This window comes from Kineococcus aurantiacus (assembly GCF_013409345.1).
GTDB classification, from domain to species: domain Bacteria; phylum Actinomycetota; class Actinomycetes; order Actinomycetales; family Kineococcaceae; genus Kineococcus; species Kineococcus aurantiacus.
On the sequence record NZ_JACCBB010000001.1, the window covers coordinates 1,840,854 to 1,862,419 of the forward strand.

Annotated in this window: 21 protein-coding genes, 4 tRNA genes and 1 other RNA gene; 9 read left to right on the forward strand and 17 right to left on the reverse strand. The window is 77.1% G+C overall.

Going from position 1 to position 21,566, the window contains the following annotated elements:
- Position 1 precedes the first annotated feature (1 nt).
- The 3 genes from BJ968_RS08855 to BJ968_RS08865 form a co-directional block, all read right to left on the reverse strand.
- A complete protein-coding gene (locus BJ968_RS08855) occupies positions 2-2,353 on the reverse strand; it encodes a sodium-translocating pyrophosphatase (protein ID WP_343077915.1) in 2,352 nt (783 codons plus the stop codon).
- Positions 2,354-2,449: 96 nt separating this feature from the next.
- Positions 2,450-2,884 (reverse strand): ATP-binding protein, encoded by a 435-nt coding sequence (locus tag BJ968_RS08860; protein ID WP_179751029.1) that lies wholly within the window; start codon positions 2,882-2,884, stop codon positions 2,450-2,452.
- Between the two features lie 29 nt (positions 2,885-2,913).
- Positions 2,914-3,282 (reverse strand): anti-sigma factor antagonist, encoded by a 369-nt coding sequence (locus BJ968_RS08865; RefSeq protein WP_179751031.1) that lies wholly within the window; start codon positions 3,280-3,282, stop codon positions 2,914-2,916.
- Positions 3,283-3,522: 240 nt separating this feature from the next.
- Between BJ968_RS08865 and BJ968_RS08870 the strand changes: the two genes are divergently transcribed.
- Positions 3,523-5,904 (forward strand): DEAD/DEAH box helicase, encoded by a 2,382-nt coding sequence (locus tag BJ968_RS08870; RefSeq protein ID WP_179751033.1) that lies wholly within the window; start codon positions 3,523-3,525, stop codon positions 5,902-5,904.
- Here BJ968_RS08870 and BJ968_RS08875 read toward each other — a convergent pair.
- The 8 genes from BJ968_RS08875 to BJ968_RS08910 all read right to left on the reverse strand — a co-directional run bounded on the left by BJ968_RS08875 (position 5,886) and on the right by BJ968_RS08910 (position 13,052).
- Complete coding sequence (locus BJ968_RS08875) at positions 5,886-6,215, reverse strand: Rv3654c family TadE-like protein (RefSeq protein ID WP_343077916.1); 330 nt, start codon at positions 6,213-6,215, stop codon at positions 5,886-5,888. The two genes, BJ968_RS08870 and BJ968_RS08875, sit on opposite strands and share 19 nt — an antisense overlap.
- A 26-nt stretch (positions 6,216-6,241) precedes the next feature.
- Entirely contained in the window at positions 6,242-6,661 is a 420-nt protein-coding gene (locus tag BJ968_RS08880) for a TadE family type IV pilus minor pilin (RefSeq protein ID WP_179751037.1), read from the reverse strand.
- Positions 6,658-6,879, reverse strand: a complete 222-nt coding sequence (locus BJ968_RS08885; RefSeq protein ID WP_343077917.1) for a DUF4244 domain-containing protein — start codon at positions 6,877-6,879, stop codon at positions 6,658-6,660. Before BJ968_RS08885 ends, BJ968_RS08880 begins: the two co-directional genes overlap by 4 nt.
- A 159-nt stretch (positions 6,880-7,038) precedes the next feature.
- Complete coding sequence (locus BJ968_RS25580) at positions 7,039-7,647, reverse strand: type II secretion system F family protein (protein ID WP_179751040.1); 609 nt, start codon at positions 7,645-7,647, stop codon at positions 7,039-7,041.
- Positions 7,644-8,228 (reverse strand): type II secretion system F family protein, encoded by a 585-nt coding sequence (locus BJ968_RS08895; protein ID WP_179751042.1) that lies wholly within the window; start codon positions 8,226-8,228, stop codon positions 7,644-7,646. Before BJ968_RS08895 ends, BJ968_RS25580 begins: the two co-directional genes overlap by 4 nt.
- On the reverse strand, positions 8,225-9,418 hold the full coding sequence (locus BJ968_RS08900; protein WP_425491484.1) for a TadA family conjugal transfer-associated ATPase: 1,194 nt from the start codon (positions 9,416-9,418) through the stop codon (positions 8,225-8,227). Before BJ968_RS08900 ends, BJ968_RS08895 begins: the two co-directional genes overlap by 4 nt.
- On the reverse strand, positions 9,415-10,548 hold the full coding sequence (gene ssd, locus BJ968_RS08905) for a septum site-determining protein Ssd (RefSeq protein WP_179751044.1): 1,134 nt from the start codon (positions 10,546-10,548) through the stop codon (positions 9,415-9,417). Before ssd ends, BJ968_RS08900 begins: the two co-directional genes overlap by 4 nt.
- Before the next feature lie 437 nt (positions 10,549-10,985).
- Positions 10,986-13,052, reverse strand: coding sequence for a penicillin-binding transpeptidase domain-containing protein (locus tag BJ968_RS08910; protein WP_179751046.1), 2,067 nt, complete (start codon positions 13,050-13,052; stop codon positions 10,986-10,988).
- A 46-nt stretch (positions 13,053-13,098) separates the two neighbouring features.
- Here BJ968_RS08910 and BJ968_RS08915 point away from each other — a divergent pair.
- The 3 genes from BJ968_RS08915 (at position 13,099) to BJ968_RS25585 (ending at position 14,738) form a co-directional block, all read left to right on the forward strand.
- Positions 13,099-13,187: transfer RNA gene (locus tag BJ968_RS08915), tRNA-Ser, on the forward strand.
- A gap of 158 nt (positions 13,188-13,345) precedes the next feature.
- Positions 13,346-13,418: transfer RNA gene (locus BJ968_RS08920), tRNA-Arg, on the forward strand.
- Between the two features lie 699 nt (positions 13,419-14,117).
- Positions 14,118-14,738, forward strand: coding sequence for an Lsr2 family DNA-binding protein (locus BJ968_RS25585; protein WP_179751048.1), 621 nt, complete (start codon positions 14,118-14,120; stop codon positions 14,736-14,738).
- A gap of 119 nt (positions 14,739-14,857) precedes the next feature.
- Here the strand turns inward: BJ968_RS25585 and BJ968_RS08930 are convergent, their stop codons facing one another.
- The 3 genes from BJ968_RS08930 to upp form a co-directional block, all read right to left on the reverse strand.
- Positions 14,858-15,646, reverse strand: a complete 789-nt coding sequence (locus tag BJ968_RS08930; RefSeq protein WP_179751050.1) for a PH domain-containing protein — start codon at positions 15,644-15,646, stop codon at positions 14,858-14,860.
- Positions 15,647-15,702: 56 nt separating this feature from the next.
- Positions 15,703-15,864 carry a hypothetical protein gene (locus tag BJ968_RS08935; protein ID WP_179751052.1) on the reverse strand — a complete coding sequence of 54 codons (162 nt, stop codon included), beginning with the start codon at positions 15,862-15,864 and terminating at the stop codon, positions 15,703-15,705.
- Between the two features lie 165 nt (positions 15,865-16,029).
- Complete coding sequence (gene upp, locus BJ968_RS08940; protein WP_179751054.1) at positions 16,030-16,665, reverse strand: uracil phosphoribosyltransferase; 636 nt, start codon at positions 16,663-16,665, stop codon at positions 16,030-16,032.
- Between the two features lie 90 nt (positions 16,666-16,755).
- On the opposite strand from upp, the gene BJ968_RS08945 reads away from it, so the two are divergent.
- The 3 genes from BJ968_RS08945 to BJ968_RS08955 all read left to right on the forward strand — a co-directional run bounded on the left by BJ968_RS08945 (position 16,756) and on the right by BJ968_RS08955 (position 17,905).
- Positions 16,756-17,307 carry a tRNA adenosine deaminase-associated protein gene (locus tag BJ968_RS08945; RefSeq protein WP_179751056.1) on the forward strand — a complete coding sequence of 184 codons (552 nt, stop codon included), beginning with the start codon at positions 16,756-16,758 and terminating at the stop codon, positions 17,305-17,307.
- Positions 17,308-17,342: 35 nt separating this feature from the next.
- A complete protein-coding gene (tadA, locus tag BJ968_RS08950) occupies positions 17,343-17,777 on the forward strand; it encodes a tRNA adenosine(34) deaminase TadA (RefSeq protein WP_179751058.1) in 435 nt (144 codons plus the stop codon).
- Between the two features lie 41 nt (positions 17,778-17,818).
- Positions 17,819-17,905 (forward strand) — tRNA-Ser (locus tag BJ968_RS08955).
- Between the two features lie 84 nt (positions 17,906-17,989).
- On the opposite strand, the gene BJ968_RS26490 is transcribed toward BJ968_RS08955, so the two are convergent.
- The 3 genes from BJ968_RS26490 to BJ968_RS08970 all read right to left on the reverse strand — a co-directional run bounded on the left by BJ968_RS26490 (position 17,990) and on the right by BJ968_RS08970 (position 19,169).
- Entirely contained in the window at positions 17,990-18,598 is a 609-nt protein-coding gene (locus tag BJ968_RS26490; protein WP_179751060.1) for a LytR C-terminal domain-containing protein, read from the reverse strand.
- A gap of 62 nt (positions 18,599-18,660) precedes the next feature.
- Positions 18,661-18,960: a type II toxin-antitoxin system VapB family antitoxin gene (locus tag BJ968_RS08965; RefSeq protein ID WP_179751061.1), complete on the reverse strand. Its 300-nt coding sequence runs from the start codon at positions 18,958-18,960 to the stop codon at positions 18,661-18,663.
- Between the two features lie 124 nt (positions 18,961-19,084).
- Positions 19,085-19,169 (reverse strand) — tRNA-Ser (locus tag BJ968_RS08970).
- A gap of 97 nt (positions 19,170-19,266) precedes the next feature.
- Between BJ968_RS08970 and ffs the strand changes: the two genes are divergently transcribed.
- Together ffs and BJ968_RS08980 are read left to right on the forward strand one after the other, a co-directional pair.
- Positions 19,267-19,363: signal recognition particle sRNA small type (gene ffs / locus BJ968_RS08975), an RNA gene on the forward strand.
- 52 nt (positions 19,364-19,415) lie between these two features.
- Positions 19,416-21,554 (forward strand): DNA polymerase III subunit gamma and tau, encoded by a 2,139-nt coding sequence (locus BJ968_RS08980; RefSeq protein WP_179751062.1) that lies wholly within the window; start codon positions 19,416-19,418, stop codon positions 21,552-21,554.
- The last annotated feature ends 12 nt before the right edge of the window (positions 21,555-21,566 follow it).

Genomic DNA, 21,566 nt, shown 5'->3' on the forward strand with positions numbered 1-21,566 from the left:
CTCAGGGCAGCTGCTCGGCTCCCTGGTCGGTGCGCGGGACGGTGCGCACGTCGACGTCTGCGGGCCCGGTGGGGGCCGCCATGTCGACCCGCCGCAGCTTGCTGGCGGCGACGGCCGCGACGATCACCGCGGCCGCGACGACGGCGATCCCGTACCGCAGCCACGGGTTCTCGTCCGCGCCGACGGTCAGGGTGACGACGGCCGGGGCCACCAGCAGCGCGACGAGGTTCATGACCTTGATGAGCGGGTTGATGGCCGGCCCGGCGGTGTCCTTGAACGGGTCGCCGACGGTGTCGCCGATGACGGTCGCCGCGTGCGCCTCGGACCCCTTGCCGCCGTGCAGGCCGTCCTCGACGAGCTTCTTGGCGTTGTCCCACGCCCCGCCGGAGTTCGCCAGGAACACCGCCATGAGCACCCCGGCCCCGATCGCCCCGCCCAGGAAACCCGCCAGCGGCGCCACGCCCAAGCCGAAGCCGACGGCGATGGGCGAGAACGCGGCCAGCAGGCCCGGGGTGGCGAGCTCGCGCAGCGCGTCGCGCGTGCACAGGTCCACGACCCGGCCGTGGTCGGGCTGCTCGGTGCCGTCCATGATCCCGGGGTGGTCGGCGAACTGCCGGCGCACCTCCAGGACGACGGCCCCCGCGGAGCGGCCGACGGCGTTGATCGCCAGGCCCGCGAAGAGGAACACCACCGCGGCCCCGAGCAGCACCCCGACCAGCGTCGTGGGGGTGGAGACCTGGAAGTCGGTCAGGGTGGCCAGCACGTACGCCGCCGGGCGCTCGACCCCCACCGCGACCTCGGAGATCCGGCTCGTCACGGCGTCCTGGTAGGACCCGAACAGCGCCGTCGCCGCCAGGACGGCCGTCGCGATCGCGATGCCCTTCGTCACGGCCTTCGTGGTGTTCCCGACGGCGTCGAGCTCGGTGAGGACCGCGGCCCCCTCCCCGTCGACGTCGCCGCTCATCTCGGCGATGCCCTGCGCGTTGTCGCTGACGGGCCCGAAGGTGTCCATGGCGACGATGACCCCGACGGTCGTCAGCAGACCGCACCCGGCCAGCGCCACGAGGAACATCGCCAGCGCCAGCACGCCCCCGGCCAGGACGAACGCCAGGAACACCGCCCCGGCGATGACGAGCGTCGTGTAGACCGCCGACTCCAGGCCCAGCCCGATGCCGGACAGCACGACCGTGGCGGCGCCCGTGAGGGAGGACCCGGCGACGTCCCGCGTGGGTCTGGCCTCGGTCCCGGTGTAGTGGCCGGTGAGGAACAGGATGAGGACGGCCAGCAGGATCCCCAGGAACACCGCGGCGAACGCGATGAGGCGCGGGTCGCCGTTGAGGGTCGCCACCGTCTCCCCGGCCCCGGTGAACTCCGCGAACGACCCCGGCAGGTACGCGTAGCAGGCGACCGCGGTGCCGGCCAGGGCGACCACCGCCGACAGGTAGAAGCCGTTCTGGATGGACGTCAGCCCGCTGACGCCCGGTTTCGCGCGGACCAGCACGACGCCCAGGGCCGCGGTGACCGCGCCGATGGCGGGGATGAGCAGCGGCAGGACCAGCCCGTCCTGACCGATCGCGGCGCTACCCAGGATGACGGCCGCGACGATCGTCACGGCGTACGACTCGAACAGGTCCGCGGCCATGCCCGCGCAGTCGCCGACGTTGTCGCCGACGTTGTCGGCGATCGTCGCGGGGTTGCGCGGGTCGTCCTCGGGGATGCCCTGCTCGATCTTGCCGACGAGGTCGGCCCCGACGTCGGCGGCCTTGGTGAAGATGCCGCCGCCGACGCGCATGAACATGGCCAGCAGGGCGGCCCCGAAGCCGAAGCCCTCCAGGACGGTGGGGGCGTCGTCGCCGTAGGCGAGGACGGCGGCCGCGGCCCCCAGCAGCCCGAGCCCGACGGTCGTCATGCCGACGACGCCGCCGGTGCGGAACGCGACCCGCATGCCGGCCTCGCGCCCCCCGGCCCCGCTGCGCGCGGCGGCCGCGACGCGGACGTTGGCCCGCACGGCCAGCGACATGCCCAGGTACCCGATGGCGGCGGAGAACACGGCCCCCACGACGAACGCGACGCTGCGCGCGGCGCGCAGGTCCCACCCGTCGGCGGGCAGCGCCAGCAGCAGGACGAGGACGGCGACCGCGAACCAGGCGAGGGTGCGGAACTGCCGGCGCAGGTAGGCCGAGGCGCCGTTCTGGACGGCCCCGGCGATGGCCTGCATCCGCTCGGTGCCCTCGCCGGCGGCGAGGACCTGTCGTCGGAACACGAAGGCGGCCACCAGGGCCAGGACGGCGACGACCACGACCGCGACGGCGATGCCCTGCGCGGAACCCGACAGACCCCCGGACACTGGCACGCGTCCTCCTCGACGAGTGATGACCTTGTCTTGCAGCCTAGGACAGCGCTCCCGGCACCACCAGACTCGCGATCACCCGTCGGGGACGGGAGGGGTTCAGGAGTTGCGGGCCCCCGCGACGTCCTCGGGGGCGAGCTTCCAGGTGAGGCTGAGGCCGCCGGAGGCGCCCGCCTGACCGCTGGTGTCGGACATCCCCGCCATGAGCGCCAGGGACAGCGGGTCCTCGGTCGCCAGCGGGCCGGGCCCGGTCTCGGGCAGCGGGTCGCCGTGGACGTCGCACTGCACGACCGTCACGTCGAGCCCGTCGCGGTCGTCGCACAACCGCATGTCGACGAGCCCGACGGCCGGGCCCGTGGTCGTCCGCAGCGCCCCGCCGGCCACGGCCCGCGCGCAGGCCTCGCCGATCGCGATGCGGATCTCGTCGAGCTGGTCCTCCCCGAAACCGGCCCGCCGCGCCACCGACACGGCGACGAGCCGCGCGGTGCGCACGTGCTCGGCCAGCGGGGAGAACCGCAGGGTGACGGTGGGCACGGTGGGGTGTTCCTCGTTCCGGGTGGGGATCAGGACGGGGCGTTGGCCTCGTCGGACGACGCCGAGGCCGCGATGGCGTCGGCCACGGTGTCGTGGATCGGGAAGACCTTCGTCAGGCCCGTGATGCGGAAGACCTTGAGGATCTTCTCCCGCTGGCACACCAGGTGCAGCGAACCGTCGTGCGAGCGCACCCGCTTGAGGCCACCGACCAGGACGCCCAGGCCGGTGGAGTCGAGGAACTCGACGCCCTCCATGTCGACGACCAGGTGGTGGTGGCCGGCGCCGACGAGCTCGTTGAGCCGTTCGCGCAGGGTGGGCGCGGTGTACACGTCGATCTCGCCGGACACCTCGACGACGGTCCGGCCGCTCTCCTCACGGCTGGTCACCGACAGGTCCACTGGGACCCCTCCTCGCTGCTGGTCTGCTGCTCGCGGTTGCGCGCAGGTACGTGCAGTGACTTCTTCACTGGCGTTCACGAGGGTCCCTCGCGGCGCCCTCCCTGGCATTCAACCATCGCGCTGCGTGAGCGGCCTGTCCAGCTCCGCGGCGTCGCCCCTGCGGGAGGGCGGCGGGAGGGGTGCTGGAGGGCGACCGGAGCGTGACCGGAGGGGGCGCGCGCAGGGGGGAGACTGTGCGGCGTGGTTCCCGACGGACACGGCCCGCGCTGGCGGGAGGTGCTCGAGGCCGGGGTGCGCGGCGACCGCGTCCGGCACGTCGAGCACCTGCCCGCGCGCCCTGGGGACCGGCTGCCGTGGCCCGGCTGGGCCGACCCCGAGGTCGTGGCGGCGCTGGAGCGCGGGACGGGCGGGCTGCCGTGGCGGCACCAGGTGCGGGCCGCCGACGCCGTGCACGCCGGCCGCTCCACCGTGCTGTCCGCGGGCACCGCCTCGGGCAAGTCGCTGGCCTTCCAGCTGCCGGTCCTGACGGCGCTGCGCGCCACCGCCCGCACCTCCCCCAACGGCAAGGGCGCCACGGCGCTGTACCTGTCGCCCACCAAGGCGCTGGCCGCCGACCAGGACGACCGGCTGCGGGCGCTGGGGCTGGACGCCCCCCTCACCAGCACCTACGACGGCGACACCCCGCCGGAGGTGCGGCGCTGGATCCGCGAGCACGCCGCGCTCGTCCTGACGAACGTCGACATGCTGCACCGGTCGGTGCTGCCCGGCCACGAGCGCTGGGCCAGCTTCCTGCGCCGCCTGCGGTTCGTCGTGGTCGACGAGCTGCACACCTACCGCGGCGTGTTCGGCTCGCACGCGGCGGCCGTCCTGCGCCGGCTGCGGCGGCTGGCCGCCCGCTACGGCTCCGACCCCGTCTTCGTGCTGGCCTCGGCCACCGTCGCCGACCCGGCCACCACCGCCCGCCGCCTGACGGGCGTGGACGTGCACGCCGTCACCGAGGACGCCTCGGCCCGCCCCGCGGTGTCGGTCGCGCTGTGGGAACCCCCGCCGCGCCCGGCCGGCCCCGACGGCGCGACGGGCCGCGGCGAGCGCCGCAGCGCGACGGCCGAGGCGGCCGACCTGCTGGGCGACCTCGTCCTGGAGGGGGTCCGGACGCTGGCGTTCGTCCGCAGCCGCACGGCCGCGGAGTCGGTCGCCGCGGGGGCCCGGCGGCGGCTGTCCGACGTCGACCCCGACCTGGCCGGCCGGGTGGTGGCCTACCGCGGCGGGTACCTGCCGGAGGACCGCCGGGCGCTGGAGGAGGGGCTGCGCACGGGCCGGGTCGCCGGGATGGCCACGACGAACGCCCTGGAGCTGGGGGTCGACGTGGCCGGTCTGGACGCCGTGCTGGTGGCCGGCTGGCCGGGGACCCGCGCCTCGTTCTGGCAGCAGGTCGGGCGCGCGGGGCGCCGCGGGACCCCGGCGCTGGGGGTGTTCGTGTCGCGGGACGACCCGCTGGACACGTACCTGGTGCACCACCCCGGGGCGTTGTTCGGCGCCGGGGTGGAGGCGACCGTCCTGGACCCCGACAACGCGTACGTCCTGGCCCCGCACCTGGCCGCCGCGGCGCAGGAACTGCCCCTGACCGAGGCCGACCTGGAACTGTTCGGCCCGGTCGCCGCCGACGTCGTCGACCTGCTGGTGCGGCGGAACACGCTGCGGCGCAGAACGAACGGCTGGTACTGGACACGACGGGAACGGGCCGCCGACCTCACCGACCTGCGCGGCGCCGGGGGCAGCGTGCGGATCGTCGAGGGCGTCACGGGCCGGGTCCTGGGCACGGTCGAGGCCGGTTCGGCCGACTCCACCGTGCACGAGGGCGCCGTGCACGTGCACCAGGGGCGGACCTACCTCGTCGACCGGCTCGACCTGGAGGAGTTCCTGGCGGTCGTCCACCCCGAACCCGACCCGGGGTTCACCACGCACGCCCGCTCCAGCTCCGACGTGCGGGTGCTCGCCGTCGACTCGACCGTCCGGCACGGGCCGGTGCGGGTCGCCTCCGGGGTCGTGGAGGTGACCAGCCGGGTGACGGGTTTCCTGCGGCGCGAGGTCGGTTCCGGGGTGGTCCTGGGCGAGCAGCCCCTGGACCTGCCCGAGCGGCGGCTGCGGACCCGGTCGGTGTGGTGGACCGTCGAGGCGGACGTCGCCGAGGCGGTCCTCGGCGACCCGGCGCGGCTGCCCGGCGCGCTGCACGCCGCCGAGCACGCCTCGATCGGGCTGCTGCCGCTGCTGGCGACGTGCGACCGGTGGGACCTCGGCGGGCTCTCCACGGCGCTGCACCCCGACACGGAGCGGCCGACGGTGTTCGTCCACGACGCCGTGCCCGGCGGGGCGGGGTTCGCCGACCGCGGCCACGCCCGGTTCGCGCAGTGGCTCACTGCGACCCGGGACGCCGTGCGCTCGTGCGGCTGCGAGGACGGCTGCCCGGCGTGCGTGCAGTCGCCCAAGTGCGGCAACGGCAACGAACCCCTCGACAAGGCCGGGGCGCTGGGCCTGCTCGACGTGCTCGTGGAGGCCGTCGGAGCCACCGGAGCCACCGGGGACCCGGGAGGCGCCGACGACGCTCACCCCTCGGTCGCCTGACCGGCCCGGGCCGAGGCCCGCGCCGGCCCGAGGCGCCCCGCGAGCCCGGCCGGGCGCACGGCGGCCGTCACCACGACCGACCCGTCAGCGGCCACGGCGCACGCCAGGAGGTCCGCGCCCTGGCCCCGGGCCAGCGCCGCGGCCCGGGCGCACGGCTGCCCCGCGGCCCGGCCCACGACGACGTCGGCGGCCGCGAGCGCCGCGAGGTCGGCGACGGCCTCGGCCCGGTGCCGGGCCACGACGGCGGAGGTCAGCGCGAGGGCGAGCAGCAGCGCCGAGAGGGTGGCCGCGCAGACCCCCACGGCGAGCACGCTGCCGCTCCCCCCGTCCCCGCCCCTCACGGGCCCACCTGCACCTGCGCGGCCTCCCCCGCGGCTTCCCCCGCCGCCTCCACGGCCGCGCTCGCCGAGCCGCGGGCGTGCACGGCCCCGCCGAGCGGCCCGGCGAGGCGCCGGTGGGCGCCGACCTCGACCGTGACGGTCGAGGCGGTGACGTCCACGGAGACCTGCGCGCCGTCGGGGGCGGCGGCGCGCGCCACCTGCCGGACGACGTCGGGGCTCTCCCCGCGGGCGGCCGCCCGGGCCGCGGCGCGGGCCGCGTCGACGCACTGGACCTGGGTCACGGCGACCCGCACGCCCCCCAGGGCGGTGGCGAGCAGGACGACGACCGCGGGCAGGAGCAGGGCGAACTCCGCCGTCGCCGAGCCCCGGTCCCGGTCCCGGTCCCGGTCCCGGTCCCGGTAAGGCTGCGCGTTCACCCCAGCGACAGCGCCCGCTGGACGATGCCGAGCAGCATCCCGCGGACCTCGTCGCTGCGCAGGACCGCGATGAGCAGCCCCGCGAAACCGCACGCGGCCAGGGTCGCCATGGCGTACTCGGCCGTGGCCATCCCGGCGTCCGGGGCCATCCCCGCGTCCGGGATCGTCCCGCCGTCCGGGGTCGTCCCGCCGTCCTCTTCCGAGACCGTCTGGTGCACCGTTCCTCCTCCTCGTCGGCGGGCCGGGGAACCCCGGCCCGCGAGCACTCTGGGCCTGCCCGGGCCGGTCCGGCGGGCCACCGGGCCGGGGCTGTGGACGACACGCCGCCCGCGCAGCCCTGTGGACACCGGGGGCTCGCGCAGGGCCTCGCGCGGGCGTCACGACAGCACCTGCCCCGCCAGCGTCAGCACGACGGGGACCACCCCGAGCAGCAGGAACGCCGGCAGGGTGCACAGCCCCAGGGGCAGCACCAGGGAGGCGGCCAGCCGCCCCGCGGCGGCCTCGGCCTCCCAGCGCCGGCGGGCGCGGCGCGAGGTGGCCGCCGAGCCCAGCAGCGTCGCGACCCCCGCGCCGGTCCGCGCGGACAGCAGCAGGGGCTCGGCGAGGTCGTCCCAGGTGCCCCCGGCCCGCAGGGCGGCAGCGGACTCCCCGGCGTCGGCCCCCCAGGACAGCCGCACCGCGGCGCGCCGCAGCTCGGGGTCCTCGCGGAAGCCCTCGGCCGCGAGCGCGTCGAGGCAGGCCTCCAGGGCGCGCCCGGGCGGCAGCCCGGCCTCGACGGCGGCCGCGACGAGGTCGCAGACGAGGGCGACGTCGGGGGCCGGTGGGCCGGGCGCCCCGCGCCGCCGGCGCCCCGGGAGCCCACGGGCGCCGAGGACCGCCCGGACCCCGGGGACCCGGGGGACCCGGGGTGGCCGGGCTCCGCCCGCGACGAGCACGGCCGCCGCGAGCAGCGCGCCGACGAGGACCCCGGGTCCCGCCGCGCTCACCCGGCCGCCCGCTCGGCGGCGGCCACGAGCCGTCCGCTCCACCACCGCCCGGCCAGCAGCAGGGCGGTACCGGCCACGGCGCACGCGCGGCCGGCCGCCGAACCGGCCAGCGCGGTCCACGGGGGTGCTCCCAGGGCCGCGCCGAGGACGAGGCCGAGCAGCGGCAGGAGGGAGACCGTGCGGGCGCTGACGCGGGCCCCGGCCAGGGCCGTGCGGACCGCGGCGCGGGCGGCGGCGTCGGCGCGCACACCGGCGGCGCACGCGTCGAGGGCCTCGGCGGCCGGCGCCCCGGTGGCCGTGACGAGCCGCCAGACGGCGCGCACGGGCGGGGGGACCTCGGCGCCGTCCGCGGCGTGCTCCCAGGCCGTCGCGGGCGGCACGCCGGCGCGCAGGAGCGCGGCCGCCCGCTCGGCCGTGCGGGCGCCGGTGAGGTCGTCGGGCGCCGCGACCGGCGGCCGGCGCCGCCGCAGCCGCGGCCGGCGTCCCGCCGCGCGCGGTGGGCCCGGGCGGGGCCGGACCGCGGCCGCCGCCAGCAGCAGGGCCGCCACCAGCAGGCCGGCGCCCGGGCTCGCGGGGCTCACGGGGTTCCGGCCAGGACGTCGAGCCCGGCCAGGACGTCGGGCCCCACCCGCCGGGAGAGCCGGTCCAGCCCCGGGCCGGTGCGCACCCCGGAGGCGTCGCGGGTCAGCGCGGGCAGGACCACGGCCCGGCCCCGGTCGTCGGCCACGACCCCCACCTCGGCCACCCCCCGCCGCCGCGCGACGCGGTCCACGTGCACCACGACGTCGACGCCCGCGAGCAGCTGGGCGTCGACGACGGCCGGCGCCACGCCCGCCGTCGCGGCCAGGGCGTGCAGCCGGACGGGCACGTCGGCGGCCGCGTTGGCGTGCAGCGTCCCGGCGCCCCCGGCGTGGCCGGTGTTCAGCGCCCCCAGCAGGTCCCGCACCTCCGCGCCGCGGCACTCCCCGACGACGAGGCGGTCCGGGCGCATCCGCAGCGCCTGGCGCACGAGGTCGTCCAGGCCCACCGCGCCGCGCCCCTCGACGTTGCCGTGGCGGGCCTCCAGGCGCACCACGTGCGGGTGGTCCGGGCGCAGCTCCCCGGAGTCCTCCACGACGACGATGCGCTCGGCCACCGGGACCAGCCCCAGCAGGGCCTGCAGCAGCGTCGTCTTGCCGCTGCCCGTGCCGCCGCTGACGAGGAACGACAGCCGCCGCGCGACGACGGCCCGCAGCACGGCCCCCAGGGCGCCGGGGACGGCCCCGGAGGCCTCCAGCTCGGCCAGCCCGAACCGGCGCACGGCCGGCACCCGCAGGCTCAGGTGGGTCCCCTCCGGGGCCAGCGGGGGCAGCACGGCGTGCAGCCGGGTGCCGTCGGGCAGCCGGGCGTCGACGAAGGGGCTGGCCTCGTCCAGCCGCCGTCCCGCCCCGGCGGCCAGCCGGACCGCGAGCGCGCGGACCTCCTCCTCCCCCGCCAGGACGAGGTCGCTGCGCCGCAACCCGGCGCCGTCGTCGACCCAGACCTGCCCGCCGCCGTTGACGAGGACGTCGGTGGTCCCCGGGGCCGACAGCAGCGGCTGCAGGCGCCCCGCACCGGCGAGGGCGGCCCGGACCCCGTCGAGCAGCCGCAGCAGGTCGGCCGCGCCCAGGACGACGCCCTCGTCGCGGGCGGCGGCGGCCACGGCGTGCGGTTCGGGGGTGGCGGCGGTGCGGGCCAGGCGGTCGCGCACGCGCTCGACCATGCGCGTGAACTCGTCCTCGGTGAGCCTCACGCCAGCCCCGCCCAGTCCCGCGCGCACGCCACGGCGACCCCGCGCAGGCTGCTGCGCCGGCCACCGGGGACGCCCTCGCCGCGTTCCAGGGCGGCGTCGAGGTCGCGGTCGGGGCGCACGACGGCGGCCAGCGGGGCCCCGACGGTGTCGGCGACGTCCTCGGGGTCCGGCCCGGCGCCCACGTCCCGCACGACGAGCCGGACACCGGTGGTGCTCGTGCGGCGCAGGTCGTCGACGACGACGCAGGCCGCGGCGGCGCCGCGGGTGGTGCCGGGGGTGACGACGAGCAGCTCGTCGCAGGCGCCGAGGACGGGGCCGAGGGCGTCCAGGCCGGCGCGGGGCAGGTCCAGGACGGTGGCGGGGAAGGCGCGGCGGGCGGCGTCGACGACGGTCCACAGCTGCGCCGGGTCCGGGGCGCGGGAGCCGCCGCGGTCGGTGGCCAGGACCCGCAGCCCGCCGCCGAGGTCGACGGCCGAGCGCAGGGCCTGCGGCCCCAGCCGCCCCCGCACCCCGGCCAGGTCGCCCCAGCGCAGCCCGGGCAGCGCGTCGGCGCCCACGAGCAGGTCCAGCCCGCCGGAGCGCGGGTCGCCGTCGACCAGGAGCGCCTCGCCCACGGTGTCGGCCACGGCCCGGGCCAGCCCGGCGGCCAGGACGCTGGCCCCGGCCCCGCCGGTGCCGCCGACGACGCCGAGGACGCGCCCGCGCCCGCCGCCGTCGGCGACGTCGGCGAGCCGTTCCAGCAGCCAGTCCTGGGCCTCGGGCAGCACCACGGCGTGGTCGGGGGCGGCGGTGGCCGCGTCCTGCCACCACTGCGGGGGCAGCGGCGCCCGGCCCACGACGACGAGCTGGGCGCCGGCCCGGCGGGCGGCCGCCGCGTCCGCGGGGTCGGCGTCGACCCCGGCCAGGACGAGGGGGACGGCGTGCTCCGGCGGTGCACAGGTGCGCCGCAGCACGCACCCAGCCACGGCCGTCAACCTGGTCACAGCGGCGGCGAGCTCCTCGTCGCCGGTGAGCAGCACGACGGTGCCGGGGGCGTTCGCGGGCCCGGGACCGGACCCGGGGGTCGCGGGGGCGGCGGACGGGCGCCGGGGGTGGCGCCCGGGGGTCCGGTTCGGGGGGTGGACGGGCACGGTCGCGGCTCCTCACGGTGGTCTGGGGGACCACCGTGGGCTCACCGGCGCGCTCGCCGCCGCTGACGTGCGCCGTCCTGTGGACGACGCGCCGCACCCGGGGCCTGTGGACACCGCGGCGGCCGCGGGGCCGACGTCGCGGGGACGGAGCTCGGGCACGGAGCGCAGGTGCGGAGGGGGCGGGAACGCCTGGGCCGCCGGAGAAGAGAGACGGCCCCCGCTGGGGGGGAGCGGGGGCCGTCGACGGTCCGGCTCGGGGGGGATGAGCCGGCCCGCGTGTAGCCCACAGGGCGTACTGCTGCATCCTCACCCCTGGCGGGGTGACTTGGCAATTCCTTCGGGCGGTCAACAGGAGATTTCGTGCCGATCGGGGCCCGCCGCGGCGCACCCTGCACGGGACCTGCACAGCGGACGCCTTGAAAAGCCCCCGTGACCGGTCAGCCGGTGGCCGCCGAACCCCCCGCGTACCCGCCCCCGGCGGCGATGCGCCGCAGGAAGTCCGCCGCGACCGGGGCCGCTACCGTCCCCCCGCTCACCCCGTCGGTGACGAAGACCGCGAAGGCCAGCCCGTCCTGGTAGCCGATCGTCCACGCGTGGGTGGCCGGGGGCTCGGCCTGGCCGTACTCGGCCGTGCCCGTCTTGGCGTGCACCGGCGCCCCCGGCACTCCCGCCAGCACGGTGGCCGTCCCGGCCGTGACGACGTCGCGCATGAGCCCGTCCAGGGTGGCCAGGGCCGCCGGGTCGGCGGCGGTCGCCGGGGCCGACGGCACCGGCTGCGCGGGGTCGGAGACCACCGTGGGGCGGCGCAGCTGCCCCGCCGCGACCGAGGCCGCCGCGACGGCCATCGCCAGCGGCGACACGAGCGTGCGCCCCTGCCCGAAGCTCGCCGCCGCGAGGTCGACCGCCGACTCGGCCGCCGGGACGTCCCCGGCGAACGCGTCGACCCCCGTCGCCCAGTCCGCCCCCACGCCCAGCTCGGCGGCGGCCGTCGTGAGGTCGTCGTCGCCCAGCCGGGGGCTGAGGCTGGCGAAGGCCGTGTTGCACGAGCGCGCGAAGTCCGTGCGGAAGGGCACGGCCCCGAACGCCTCGTCCTCGAAGTTGCTGAACGACCTGCCCTCGACGGTGTACGTCGGGGTGCACGGGACGTCCTCCTCGACGTCCAGGCCGTCGCGCAGCAGCGCCAGGGTCGTCACGACCTTGAACGTCGACCCCGGGGGGAACCGCCCGGTCAGCGCCCGGTCGCCGCCGTCCACCGGGGAGTTCGACGCGGCGACGACGTCCCCGGTCGCGACGTCGACGGCCACCAGCGCGGCCGGTGACGGGCCGGCGGCCAGGGCGTCGTCGGCGGCGTTCTGCACGGCCGCGTCCAGGGTCGTCGTGACGGTGCGGCCCGGTTCGGCGGCGACCCGGAACAGTTCCACCGACGTCGCCGCCGGACCGCCCTGGGCCCGAACGACGACGCCCACCCGCCCGGCCAGGCGTTCGTCGAACGTCCGCTGCAGGCCCGACAGCCCCGCCAGGTCCCCCGCCGCGTAGCGGCCGCCGGAGGCCTGGACGACCTCCGCGGTCACCTCGCCCACCCCGCCCAGCAGCGCCCGCGCGAAACCCCGGGTGGGGGCCAGCGGCCGCGTGGACTCGGCGAAGACGGCGCCGGGGATGGGTTGCAGCACCGCTCGCTGGGCTTCGTAGTCGGTGCGCCGCAACGTGATGACGTTCACGAACGCGTCGGGTGAGGCCTGCTGCACGCGGGCGGCCAGGGCCACCGGGTCCACCCCCAGCGCCGCGCCCAGCGCGTCGGCCGTGGCCACCGCGTCGGTGGTCCGGGACGGCTGGACCCCCACCTGCACCACGGGCGTCGCGGTGACGACCGGGGAACCGTCGCGCCCCAGGACGTCGGCCCGCCCCGGCGTCTGCCGCTCGAGCGCGAGCGTCGCGCCGGAGCCGAGCGCCGGGTGCACCAGCGCCGGTTCCCACGCGGCCCGCCACGAACCGTCCTCCTGGCGCAGCAGCCGGGCCGTGGTGGTGTAGCCGAAGCGCGCACCCTGCGGGGCGCCGTGGTGCGCGGCGAGGTCGAAGACCACCTCGAGGGCGGCGCTCGCGGTCCCGCGCGCGGCCCCGGAGGTGTCGACGGAGACGACCCGGACCGCGGGCGGGGCGGCGGCCAGGCCCCCGGCCAGCCGGGCGTACTCGGCGGCCGGGTCGGCCGGCGGCCGGGCCGCGGAGGCACCCGGGGCGGCCGTGAAGCGGACCTCGCCCAGGCGCCCGGCCGACCACGCCGCCGCGAGGGCGCGGGCCGCGGCGGGGGCCCCGTCGGCCGGGTCCGGGCGCGAGGCCCACCACCACACCCCGCCCCCGACGCCGGCGGCCACGACCGCCGAGCTCGCCACGAGCGTCCGGCGGCGCAGGCGTCCTCGCAGGTCAGCGGGCTGTCCGGGGCCGTCCGCGGCGCCGGGTCCCTCGGGCGCGGGCGACGGGTTCGAGGGGTCGTCAGCGTTGTCGGTCATCGACGGTGATGCTCGCACGTCACGGGCTGCTAGCCTGCAGTGCGTTGGAGGCGTCGCATAGTGGCCTAGTGCGCCCGCCTGCTAAGCGGGTTGGGGGTTAACACCCCCTCGCGGGTTCAAATCCCGCCGCCTCCGCCGGACGAGGGCCCCGGTCGCACACTGCGACCGGGGCCCTCCCGTCGTCCGGGGCGGGTCCGGCCGGGGCACCAGAACCCTTGCGGGGCAACCGATTGGTGGCGACGGCCGAAGCCCGCTACAGTAGTCCTCGAACGGCGCGCCGCGGTGCGCCGGACGCGCCCGTAGCTCAACGGATAGAGCATCTGACTACGGATCAGAAGGTTAGGGGTTCGAATCCCTTCGGGCGCACACAGCAGGACGAAGGCCCCCGGTACGCCGGGGGCCTTCGTCGTTCCAGGCCCCGCGCCCTGATGCCCCGGCGCTCCCGGCGCCCGCACTCCGCACCGCTCGTCGCACCGCGGGGCCCGTCCCCGCCCCCGGGCGCGGGGCCGGCCTCCGCGCCAGGCCCCGCGAGACGCTCCGCCGGCCCGGCGGGGAACCGGAGCCGCGACGGGTCGGTGACGGGACGGGGACCGGCTCGGGGCGACCGGGCCCGAGCGGGACGGGCCGGACGCGTCCACCGCCCCCGGCCCTCCTCTCCCGATCCCGACCCCCGGTCCCGCCCCCGACTCGCGATCACAACGCCGGTCTCGACCCCCGGTGCCGACGCCCGCGAACCCCGGGCCGGTGAACCCGGCGACCGCGAACCCCCGAACCCGGTGAACTCCCGGCCGGTCCGGGGAACAGGTCCCGGCCGAACTGCGGAACCCCGCCGCGGTACCGCGGGAACTCCGGTCCAGAACGCCGCCGCACCCGCAGAACACCTTCTGGGCAGTTCCCGGGCAGTTCCGGTGACGGTTCCGGCGCCCGTTCCGCGAGGAGTTCCCGCGCGTCATACCCGGAGAACAGGTGAACCCGCCCGAGAATGCGCTCTTCAGTGCGCGAACTCCCGCGGAACTGTGGTTTCATTGGTTCAGCATTATCCAGCCACTTCCCCGGGAGCCCAGCATGGCAAGTCACGACGTCGCACTGAAGGTGGCCACCGAACTGCCCGTCGGTGCCGTCGACCTCGAGATCCCCGTCAAGCGCAACGGTCGCAAGATCGGCACCTTCACGGTGAACGCGAACGGTGTCTCGTGGAACCCGGCGACCGCCAAGGCCGCCACCAACGTGACGTGGGAAGAGCTCCCCGCCGCGCTGGCCTCCGCCACCGCCACCGCCCCGGCTGCTGCCGCCCCGGCGAAGAAGGCCGCTCCGGCCAAGAAGGCCGCCCCGGCCAAGAAGACCACCGCGAAGAAGGCGGCCCCGGCTCCGGCCCCCGCCCCGGCCGCGGAGGAAACCCCGGCTCCCGCCGAGACCCCGGCGCCCGAGGAGACCCCGGCCCCCGCCGCCGCCCCGGCCAAGAAGACCACCGCGAAGAGCACGGCGAAGACGGCCGCGAAGAAGACCGCGACGACCCCCGCCAAGACCACCGCGAAGAAGACGACGGCCAAGAAGTCCGCCGCCTCCCCCGCCGCCGCCGTGGACGCCCGCGCCGTGCGCGAGTGGGCCGCCGCCAACGGGGTCGCCGTCGCGCCGCGCGGCCCGATCTCCTCCTCCATCATCGACGCCTTCAAGGCCGCTCAGTGAGCTGAGCACCGCTCCCGCCGGAAGGGGCGTGGTCCGCACGGACCACGCCCCTTCCGCGTGCCCGGGCCCTGCCGGCCCGTTCTGCTCCGGCCCTGCCGGCCCGTCCGGTCCTGCCCCGCTCAGCGCGAGCGCGGCGGCAGCGCGCGCCGCGCCAGCCGCCGGATCCGGGCCCCCACCCGCGAGGGCGCGTCGGCGGTCCCCACCTCGCCGAACAACTGCTCGCACAGGCGCACGTACACCTGGTCCGGCATCGGGAGCCGGTTCACGTCGCTGAGGGGCTGGGTCTGCCCGGCGGATTCCATGACCAGCTCGCCGTAGCCGAGGAACCGGCCGAGCAACGTGCGGTTGTAACTCATGTCGGTCACCTTCGACAACGGCATCATCGCCACCCGACGCTTCACCACGCCGTACGTCAGCAACAGGCGCTTGTCGGTCGCGATGAACCAGTCCCCGCGCCACTGCAGCCACTTCCAGAAGGCGCGCGTGAGGAGCACGAGCCAGGCCAGGAACAGCACGTTCGGCAGGTGGGGCACCTGGCCCGTCCGCTCGGCCAGGTACAGCACGAGCCCCAGCCCGGCGACGCAGCTGCCGACGGGTTCGGCGAGGACGACGAGGTGCCGGCGCAGGCACACCAGGCGCTTCTCGCTGCCCAGGACGTACCGCCGCACGCTCGCCGGTGGGCGTTCCCACAGGGGGTCCTGGGCCGACCCGGGCACCACGGCCGCCAGGTCGTCCTCGGCGCCCAGCCCGGACAGGAGGTCCGGGTCGTCCACGTCCGCGTCCAGCGGCCCGTCCAGCGGCTCGCCCGGCTCGTCGTCCGGCACGCCGAGGGCGGGCTCGGGGTCGGGTTCGACGACCCGCCAGGTACCGTCCCGGCGCGATTTCCGCAGCCGGGTACCGGAGAACATGACGAGGTCCCGGCCCTCGTCCTCGGGGACCGGGTCCTCGGGGTGGGGCTCGCGGCTCAGCTCAGCAGCCCGTCGAAGAAGTCCTTCACGCTGTTCACGGCCGTGCTCAACCACTCGCCGACGGTGCGGACGAAGCTCGCCGCCTGCTCCGGTGAGCGGTACACCGCGTAGAGGGCGAAGACGACGACGACCCACCACAGAACTCGGCGCCACTTCACGGGCCGACCTCCTCCCCGGCGTTCCCCGAACGCCCGTTGCCCTCACGGCCTGTGCACGGAATTGCGCTGAACGGGGGTCATCCTGCCGGAAACCGCCCCTCAGCACGAAGCCCCGCGCCGCGGGTCACCGCGGGGCGGGGCTGGGGGGCCGTGCGCTGGACAGGCTCAGACGACGCCGTACAGGCGGTCGCCGGCGTCACCCAGGCCGGGGACGATGTAGCCGTTCTCGTCGAGGCGCTCGTCGACGGCGGCCGTCACGACCGTCACCTGCGCGTGCTCGTCGAAGGCCCGGCGGACGACCTCCAGGCCCTCGGGCGCGGCCAGCAGGCACAGCGCGGTGACGTCCCGGGCGCCGCGGTCGAGCAGGTACGTGATGGACGAGACGAGCGTCCCGCCCGTGGCGAGCATGGGGTCCAGGACGAAGCAGTGCCGGCCGGTGAGGTCGTCGGGCAGCCGGTTGGCGTACGTCTTCGCCTGCAGGGTCTCCTCGTCGCGCAGCATCCCCAGGAAGCCGACCTCGGCGGTGGGCAGCAACCGCACCATGCCGTCGAGCATGCCCAGGCCGGCGCGCAGGATCGGGACGACGATCGGTTTGGGGGAACGGATGCGCACCCCCGTCGTCGGCCCGACGGGCGTGGTGATCGGGTGCGGTTCGACCGCGACGTCGCGGGTGGCCTCGTAGGCGAGCAGCGTGACGAGTTCGTCGGCGAGGCGCCGGAACGTCGGGGAATCGGTCCCCCGGTCGCGCAGGGCGGTCAGTTTGTGGGCGACGAGCGGGTGGTCGATGACGGACAGGCGCATGGTTCCAGTGTGGGGGGTCCGGTGGGTGCGGCGGCACCCGCGCCGCCCCACGACCTGCCCCCCGCGCGCCGGACCTGACACGATGGGCCCGTGGCGTACTTCACCGCAGTCCTGACCCCCGACGGTCCCGGCGAGGGCCGCACGTGGCAGACGATCGACGTGGACCTCGAGGCGGGTTCCCCCGACGAGCTCGGGGACGCCCTGCGCGGGGCCGTCGACGACGACTCCCCCGTCCTGGCGGTCCTGGAGCGCGAGGACGAGTGGTTCGCCCTCGTGCGCACCGACGGCTCCCTCGACGTGCGGGTGTTCGTCTCCGACGCGGTGGCCGCGGCCGACAGCGCCTACGCCCCGTTGTTCGCCGAACTGCCCACCGCGTCGGAGAACCCGGGGAGCCCCCGGGACGACGACGGGGACGAGGGCGACGACACCGACGACGAGGACGACGAGGGGCAGGACGCGGCGCGTCCCGAGCCCGTGGTCGCCGAGGACGTCTGGGCCGGGGACCCCGAGCTGGTGGCCGACCTGGGGTGCCCCGCGGCGGTGCTGCTGCGGCTGTCGGGCTCGGGTGCCGACCCGTCCGCGGCGACGGTGGAGGTCGCCGAGCTCCTCGGGTTCGCCGACGTCCTGGAATCGCTGCGCTGAGCGGGCTGGCCGTCCCGCCGCGCTGGTCGGCGTGGATGACGGCGGCGCTGGCGCAGGCCCGCGACTGCCTGGCCACCGGGGACGTGCCGGTGGGCGCGGTCGTCGTCGACGGGTCCGGGACGGTGCTGGGCGTGGGGCGCAACGAGCGCGAGGCCGCCCACGACCCCACCGCCCACGCGGAGGTCCTGGCGCTGCGGGCCGCGGCGGCGGCCCGCGGGCAGTGGCGGCTGAACGGCTGCACGCTCGTCGTGACGCTGGAACCGTGCGTGATGTGCGCGGGGGCGACCGTCCTGTCCCGGGTGGACCGGCTGGTGTTCGGCGCCTGGGACGAGCGGTTCGGGGCGGCGGGCTCGCTGCGCGACGTGGTGCGCGACCCCCGGCTCAACCACGTCGTGGAGGTCGCCGGCGGCGTGCGCGAGGCCGAGTGCCGCGCCCTGCTGGACGACTTCTTCGCCGCCCGGCGCGCGTGAACGGAGCACCCGCCGCGGCGTGTAGGCTGGACGGGCACCAAGGTGATGTGTCCGAGCGGCCTAAGGAGCACGCCTCGAAAGCGTGTGAGGGGGCAACTCCTCCGTGGGTTCAAATCCCACCGTCACCGCAGTGGCCGAAGGGCCCCGGAACTCGCGTTCCGGGGCCCTTCGTCGTGCGGGGCGGTCCACGTCCCGAGGGGCGCCCCGTGACCTCAGCAGGCGCCGGCCGGCGCGGCCGGGACGGGAGCCGCCAGGGCGTCCTCGGCCAGCAGCTGCTGGTACCCGTCGCCCAGGCTCACCGAGACCACGGCGGCCGCGGGGTCCTCGACGAGCTGCACGTCCGGGAAGCGGGCCCCCACCGTGGCGGCCTGCGCGAGCGCGGCCGGCGGGTACGTCACGACGGCCGTCGCCGGGCCCGTCGCCTGCGGCGCGTTGCCGACGTTCGCCACGACGAAACCGCGCGCCCGCAGCTCGGCGGAGACCGTACCGGCCAGCCCCCGGCGCGTCGTGCCGTTGAGCACGTCGACGGTCACCTCCGGCGGGCCCAGCAGCGCCGGGGCGGTCGCCGGGACGCACGTCGGGGTCGCCGTCGCCGCCGTCGGCTCCCCGCCGGGGTGCCAGCGGTCGGTCCACACCAGGTACGCCCCGCCGCCCACCGCGAGCACCAGGAGCACCACGACGGCGAACGCGATGCGCTGGCGCAGCAGGCGGGCGCGCCGCTTGCCCGTCAGCCGCCGGTACGACTCCTCGTCGAGGTCGTCCGCGACGTCGGGCAGGACGTGCTCGTCCCCCGGTCCGTCCAGGTCCTGCTGTCCTGCCACCGTTCCCCCTCGATCCCCTCGATCCCCTCGATCCCCCGACCCCCGCGCGGACGGCGCCGCCCTCAGTCGGGGAGCGTGAGCACGCGCGCGTGCAGCACCTGCCGCTGGTGCAGCGCGGCCCGCACCGCCCGGTGCAGGCCGTCCTCCAGGTACAGCCGGCCCCGCCAGGACACCACGTGCGCGAAGAGGTCGCCGAAGAACGTCGAGTCCTCCGCCAGCAGCGCGTCGAGGTCCAGGTTCCGCTTCGTCGTCGTCAGCTCGTCGAGCCGGACCTGCCGGGGCGGCACCTCGGACCACTGGCCGACCGTCTCGTACCCGTGGTCGGGGTACGGGCGTCCCTCACCCACGGCCTGGAAGATCACAACGCGAGAGTCTAGGCGCGGCACCGCGCCGCGCAGGGGGAACCGCGCCGGGCGGACGGCGGCGCGAGCGCCCCGGGGACGACGCAGGCCCGCCCCGGACGTGTCCGGGACGGGCCTGGTGCGGCGGAGGATAGGGGATTTGAACCCCTGAGGGCGTTAACCCAACACGCTTTCCAAGCGTGCGCCATAGGCCACTAGGCGAATCCTCCAGTGCCACCAGCGTAGCGCGCCGTGACCAGTGCTCCGCACCACGGGTGGCGCCGGGCGGCGGTTGGACCCGGGGCCCACCCGTGTCGTACGGTGGCGTCAGACCCCTCGTGCGGCGTCACCCCGTCAAACCCCCCCAGGGCCGGAAGGCAGCAAGGGTAGATGGGCTCTGGCGGGTGTGCGGGGGGTCCTTCGTCTCCCCGCGCAGGCCGGACGCCCTGTCCGACGAGCGGGTTAGCCTCGTCCCCGTGACGACCGCCCTGTACCGCCGCTACCGGCCCGAGTCCTTCGCCGAGGTCATCGGCCAGGAGCACGTCACCACCCCGCTCACGCAGGCCCTGTCCAAGGGGCGCGTCACGCACGCCTACCTCTTCTCCGGCCCGCGCGGGTGCGGCAAGACCACGAGCGCGCGCATCCTGGCCCGCTGCCTGAACTGCGAGCAGGGGCCCACGCCCACGCCGTGCGGGGTCTGCGACTCCTGCCGCGACCTGGCCAACGGCGGCCCCGGCAGCATCGACGTCGTCGAGATCGACGCGGCCAGCCACAACGGCGTCGACGACGCCCGCGACCTGCGCGAGCGCGTCTCCTTCGCCCCCGCGCGCGACCGCTTCAAGGTCTACATCCTCGACGAGGCGCACATGGTCACGGCCGCGGGCTTCAACGCCCTGCTGAAGACCGTCGAGGAGCCGCCCCCGCACGTGAAGTTCGTCTTCGCCACGACCGAGCCGGACAAGGTCCTCACGACCATCCGCTCCCGCACCCACCACTACCCCTTCCGGCTCGTCCCGCCGGCCCGGCTCACGGCGTACCTGGCGGAGCTGGCCGAGCGCGAGGGCGTGCGCATCGGCAAGGGCGTCCTGCCGCTGGTCGTCCGGGCCGGCGGCGGGTCGGTCCGCGACACCCTCTCGGTCCTGGACCAGCTCATCGCCGGCGCCGGCGACGAGGGCGTGACGTACGACATCGCCGTGTCCCTCCTGGGCTACACGCACGCCTCGCTGCTCGACGACGTCGTGGAGGCCATCGCGGCCGGTGACGGCGCGACGGTCTTCCGGGCCGTCGAGCGCGTCGTGGACACCGGCCAGGAACCGCGCCGGTTCGCCGACGACCTGCTCCAGCGGCTGCGCGACCTCGTCATCGTCGCCGCCGTCGGCGAGGGCGCGGGCGACGCCCTGGCCCTGCCCGAGGACGCCCTGGCGCGGCTGACGGCGCAGGCCGCCCACCTCGGCCGGGCCGAGCTGTCGCGGGCGGCCGACGTCGTCGCCGCGGGGCTGGAGCAGATGACCGGGGCCACCTCGCCGCGGCTGCAGCTGGAGCTGCTGTGCGCGCGGCTGCTGCTGCCCGCGGCCGACGGCGACGGCGGGCTGGGGGCGCGCCTGGAACGGCTGGAGCGCCGCGTCAGCACGGGCGGGGTGCCCGCTCCCGCCGCGGTGCCCGCTCCGGCGGCGGTCGCCGCCGCCCCCGTAGCCCCGGTCACCGCCGCCCCGGTCACCGCACCCGCGGTCGACGCGCCTGCCGCGGACGCCCCCGCCGCCGCGCAGCCGGTGGCGGCGCCCGCCGGGTGGCCCGCGGCCCGCACGCCGGGCGTCGAGACGCGCCCGCCGCGCGAGGACGCCGCCGCGCAGCCGGTCCAGGTCGACGCGCCCCCGCCGTCGGCGCCCGCGGCCGGCGGCGACGCCGAGACGGTGCGCCGGTTGTGGACCGAGGTCCTGGGCAAGCTGTTCACCCTCAAGCGCCTGACGTGGTCCCTGGTCGCCGAGAACGCCACCGTCGCCGACTTCCGCGGCGGCGTCCTGACCCTGCAGTTCCGCTCCCCGCAGCTCGCGGCCCGGTTCGCGCGCGGCAACGACGCGGGGTTCGTCGCCGAGGCGCTGTTCCAGGTCACCGGCATCGAGGCGAAGGTCCAGGCCGCCGGCGGCGGCGACCCCTCCGCGGGCCGGGCCGCCCCCTCCCGCCCCTCCCGCGGCGGCTGGTCGCAGCCGGCCCAGCAGGTGCAGCAGGCCCAGCAGGCCCCGGCCGAGCAGCGGCCGGCCCGGCCGCAGCGCGAGGTCCCCGCCGCCCAGGCCTCCGCCCGCGCTTCCGTCCAGGCCCCCGCCGCCCGGCCGGCGCCGGCCCCCGCCCCGGCGGGGAACGACTACTACGCCGACGTCCCCCCGCCGGAGGAACCCATCGACGACCCCGGGGAGGAGCAGCTGTCGCGGCCCAGCCGCCGCCCCGGCCCGCCGCAGGCCCCGGCCCCGCAGGCCGCTCCCGTGGCCGCTCCCGCGACCCCGCCCGAGGAGGACACCCCCAGCCTCGACGACGAGGACGCCGAGGAGTCGGCCCTGTCGGGCATCGCGGTCGTCGAGCAGATCCTCGGCGGGAAGGTCCTGTCGACCGACGACAAGTAGCGGCGCTCCGTG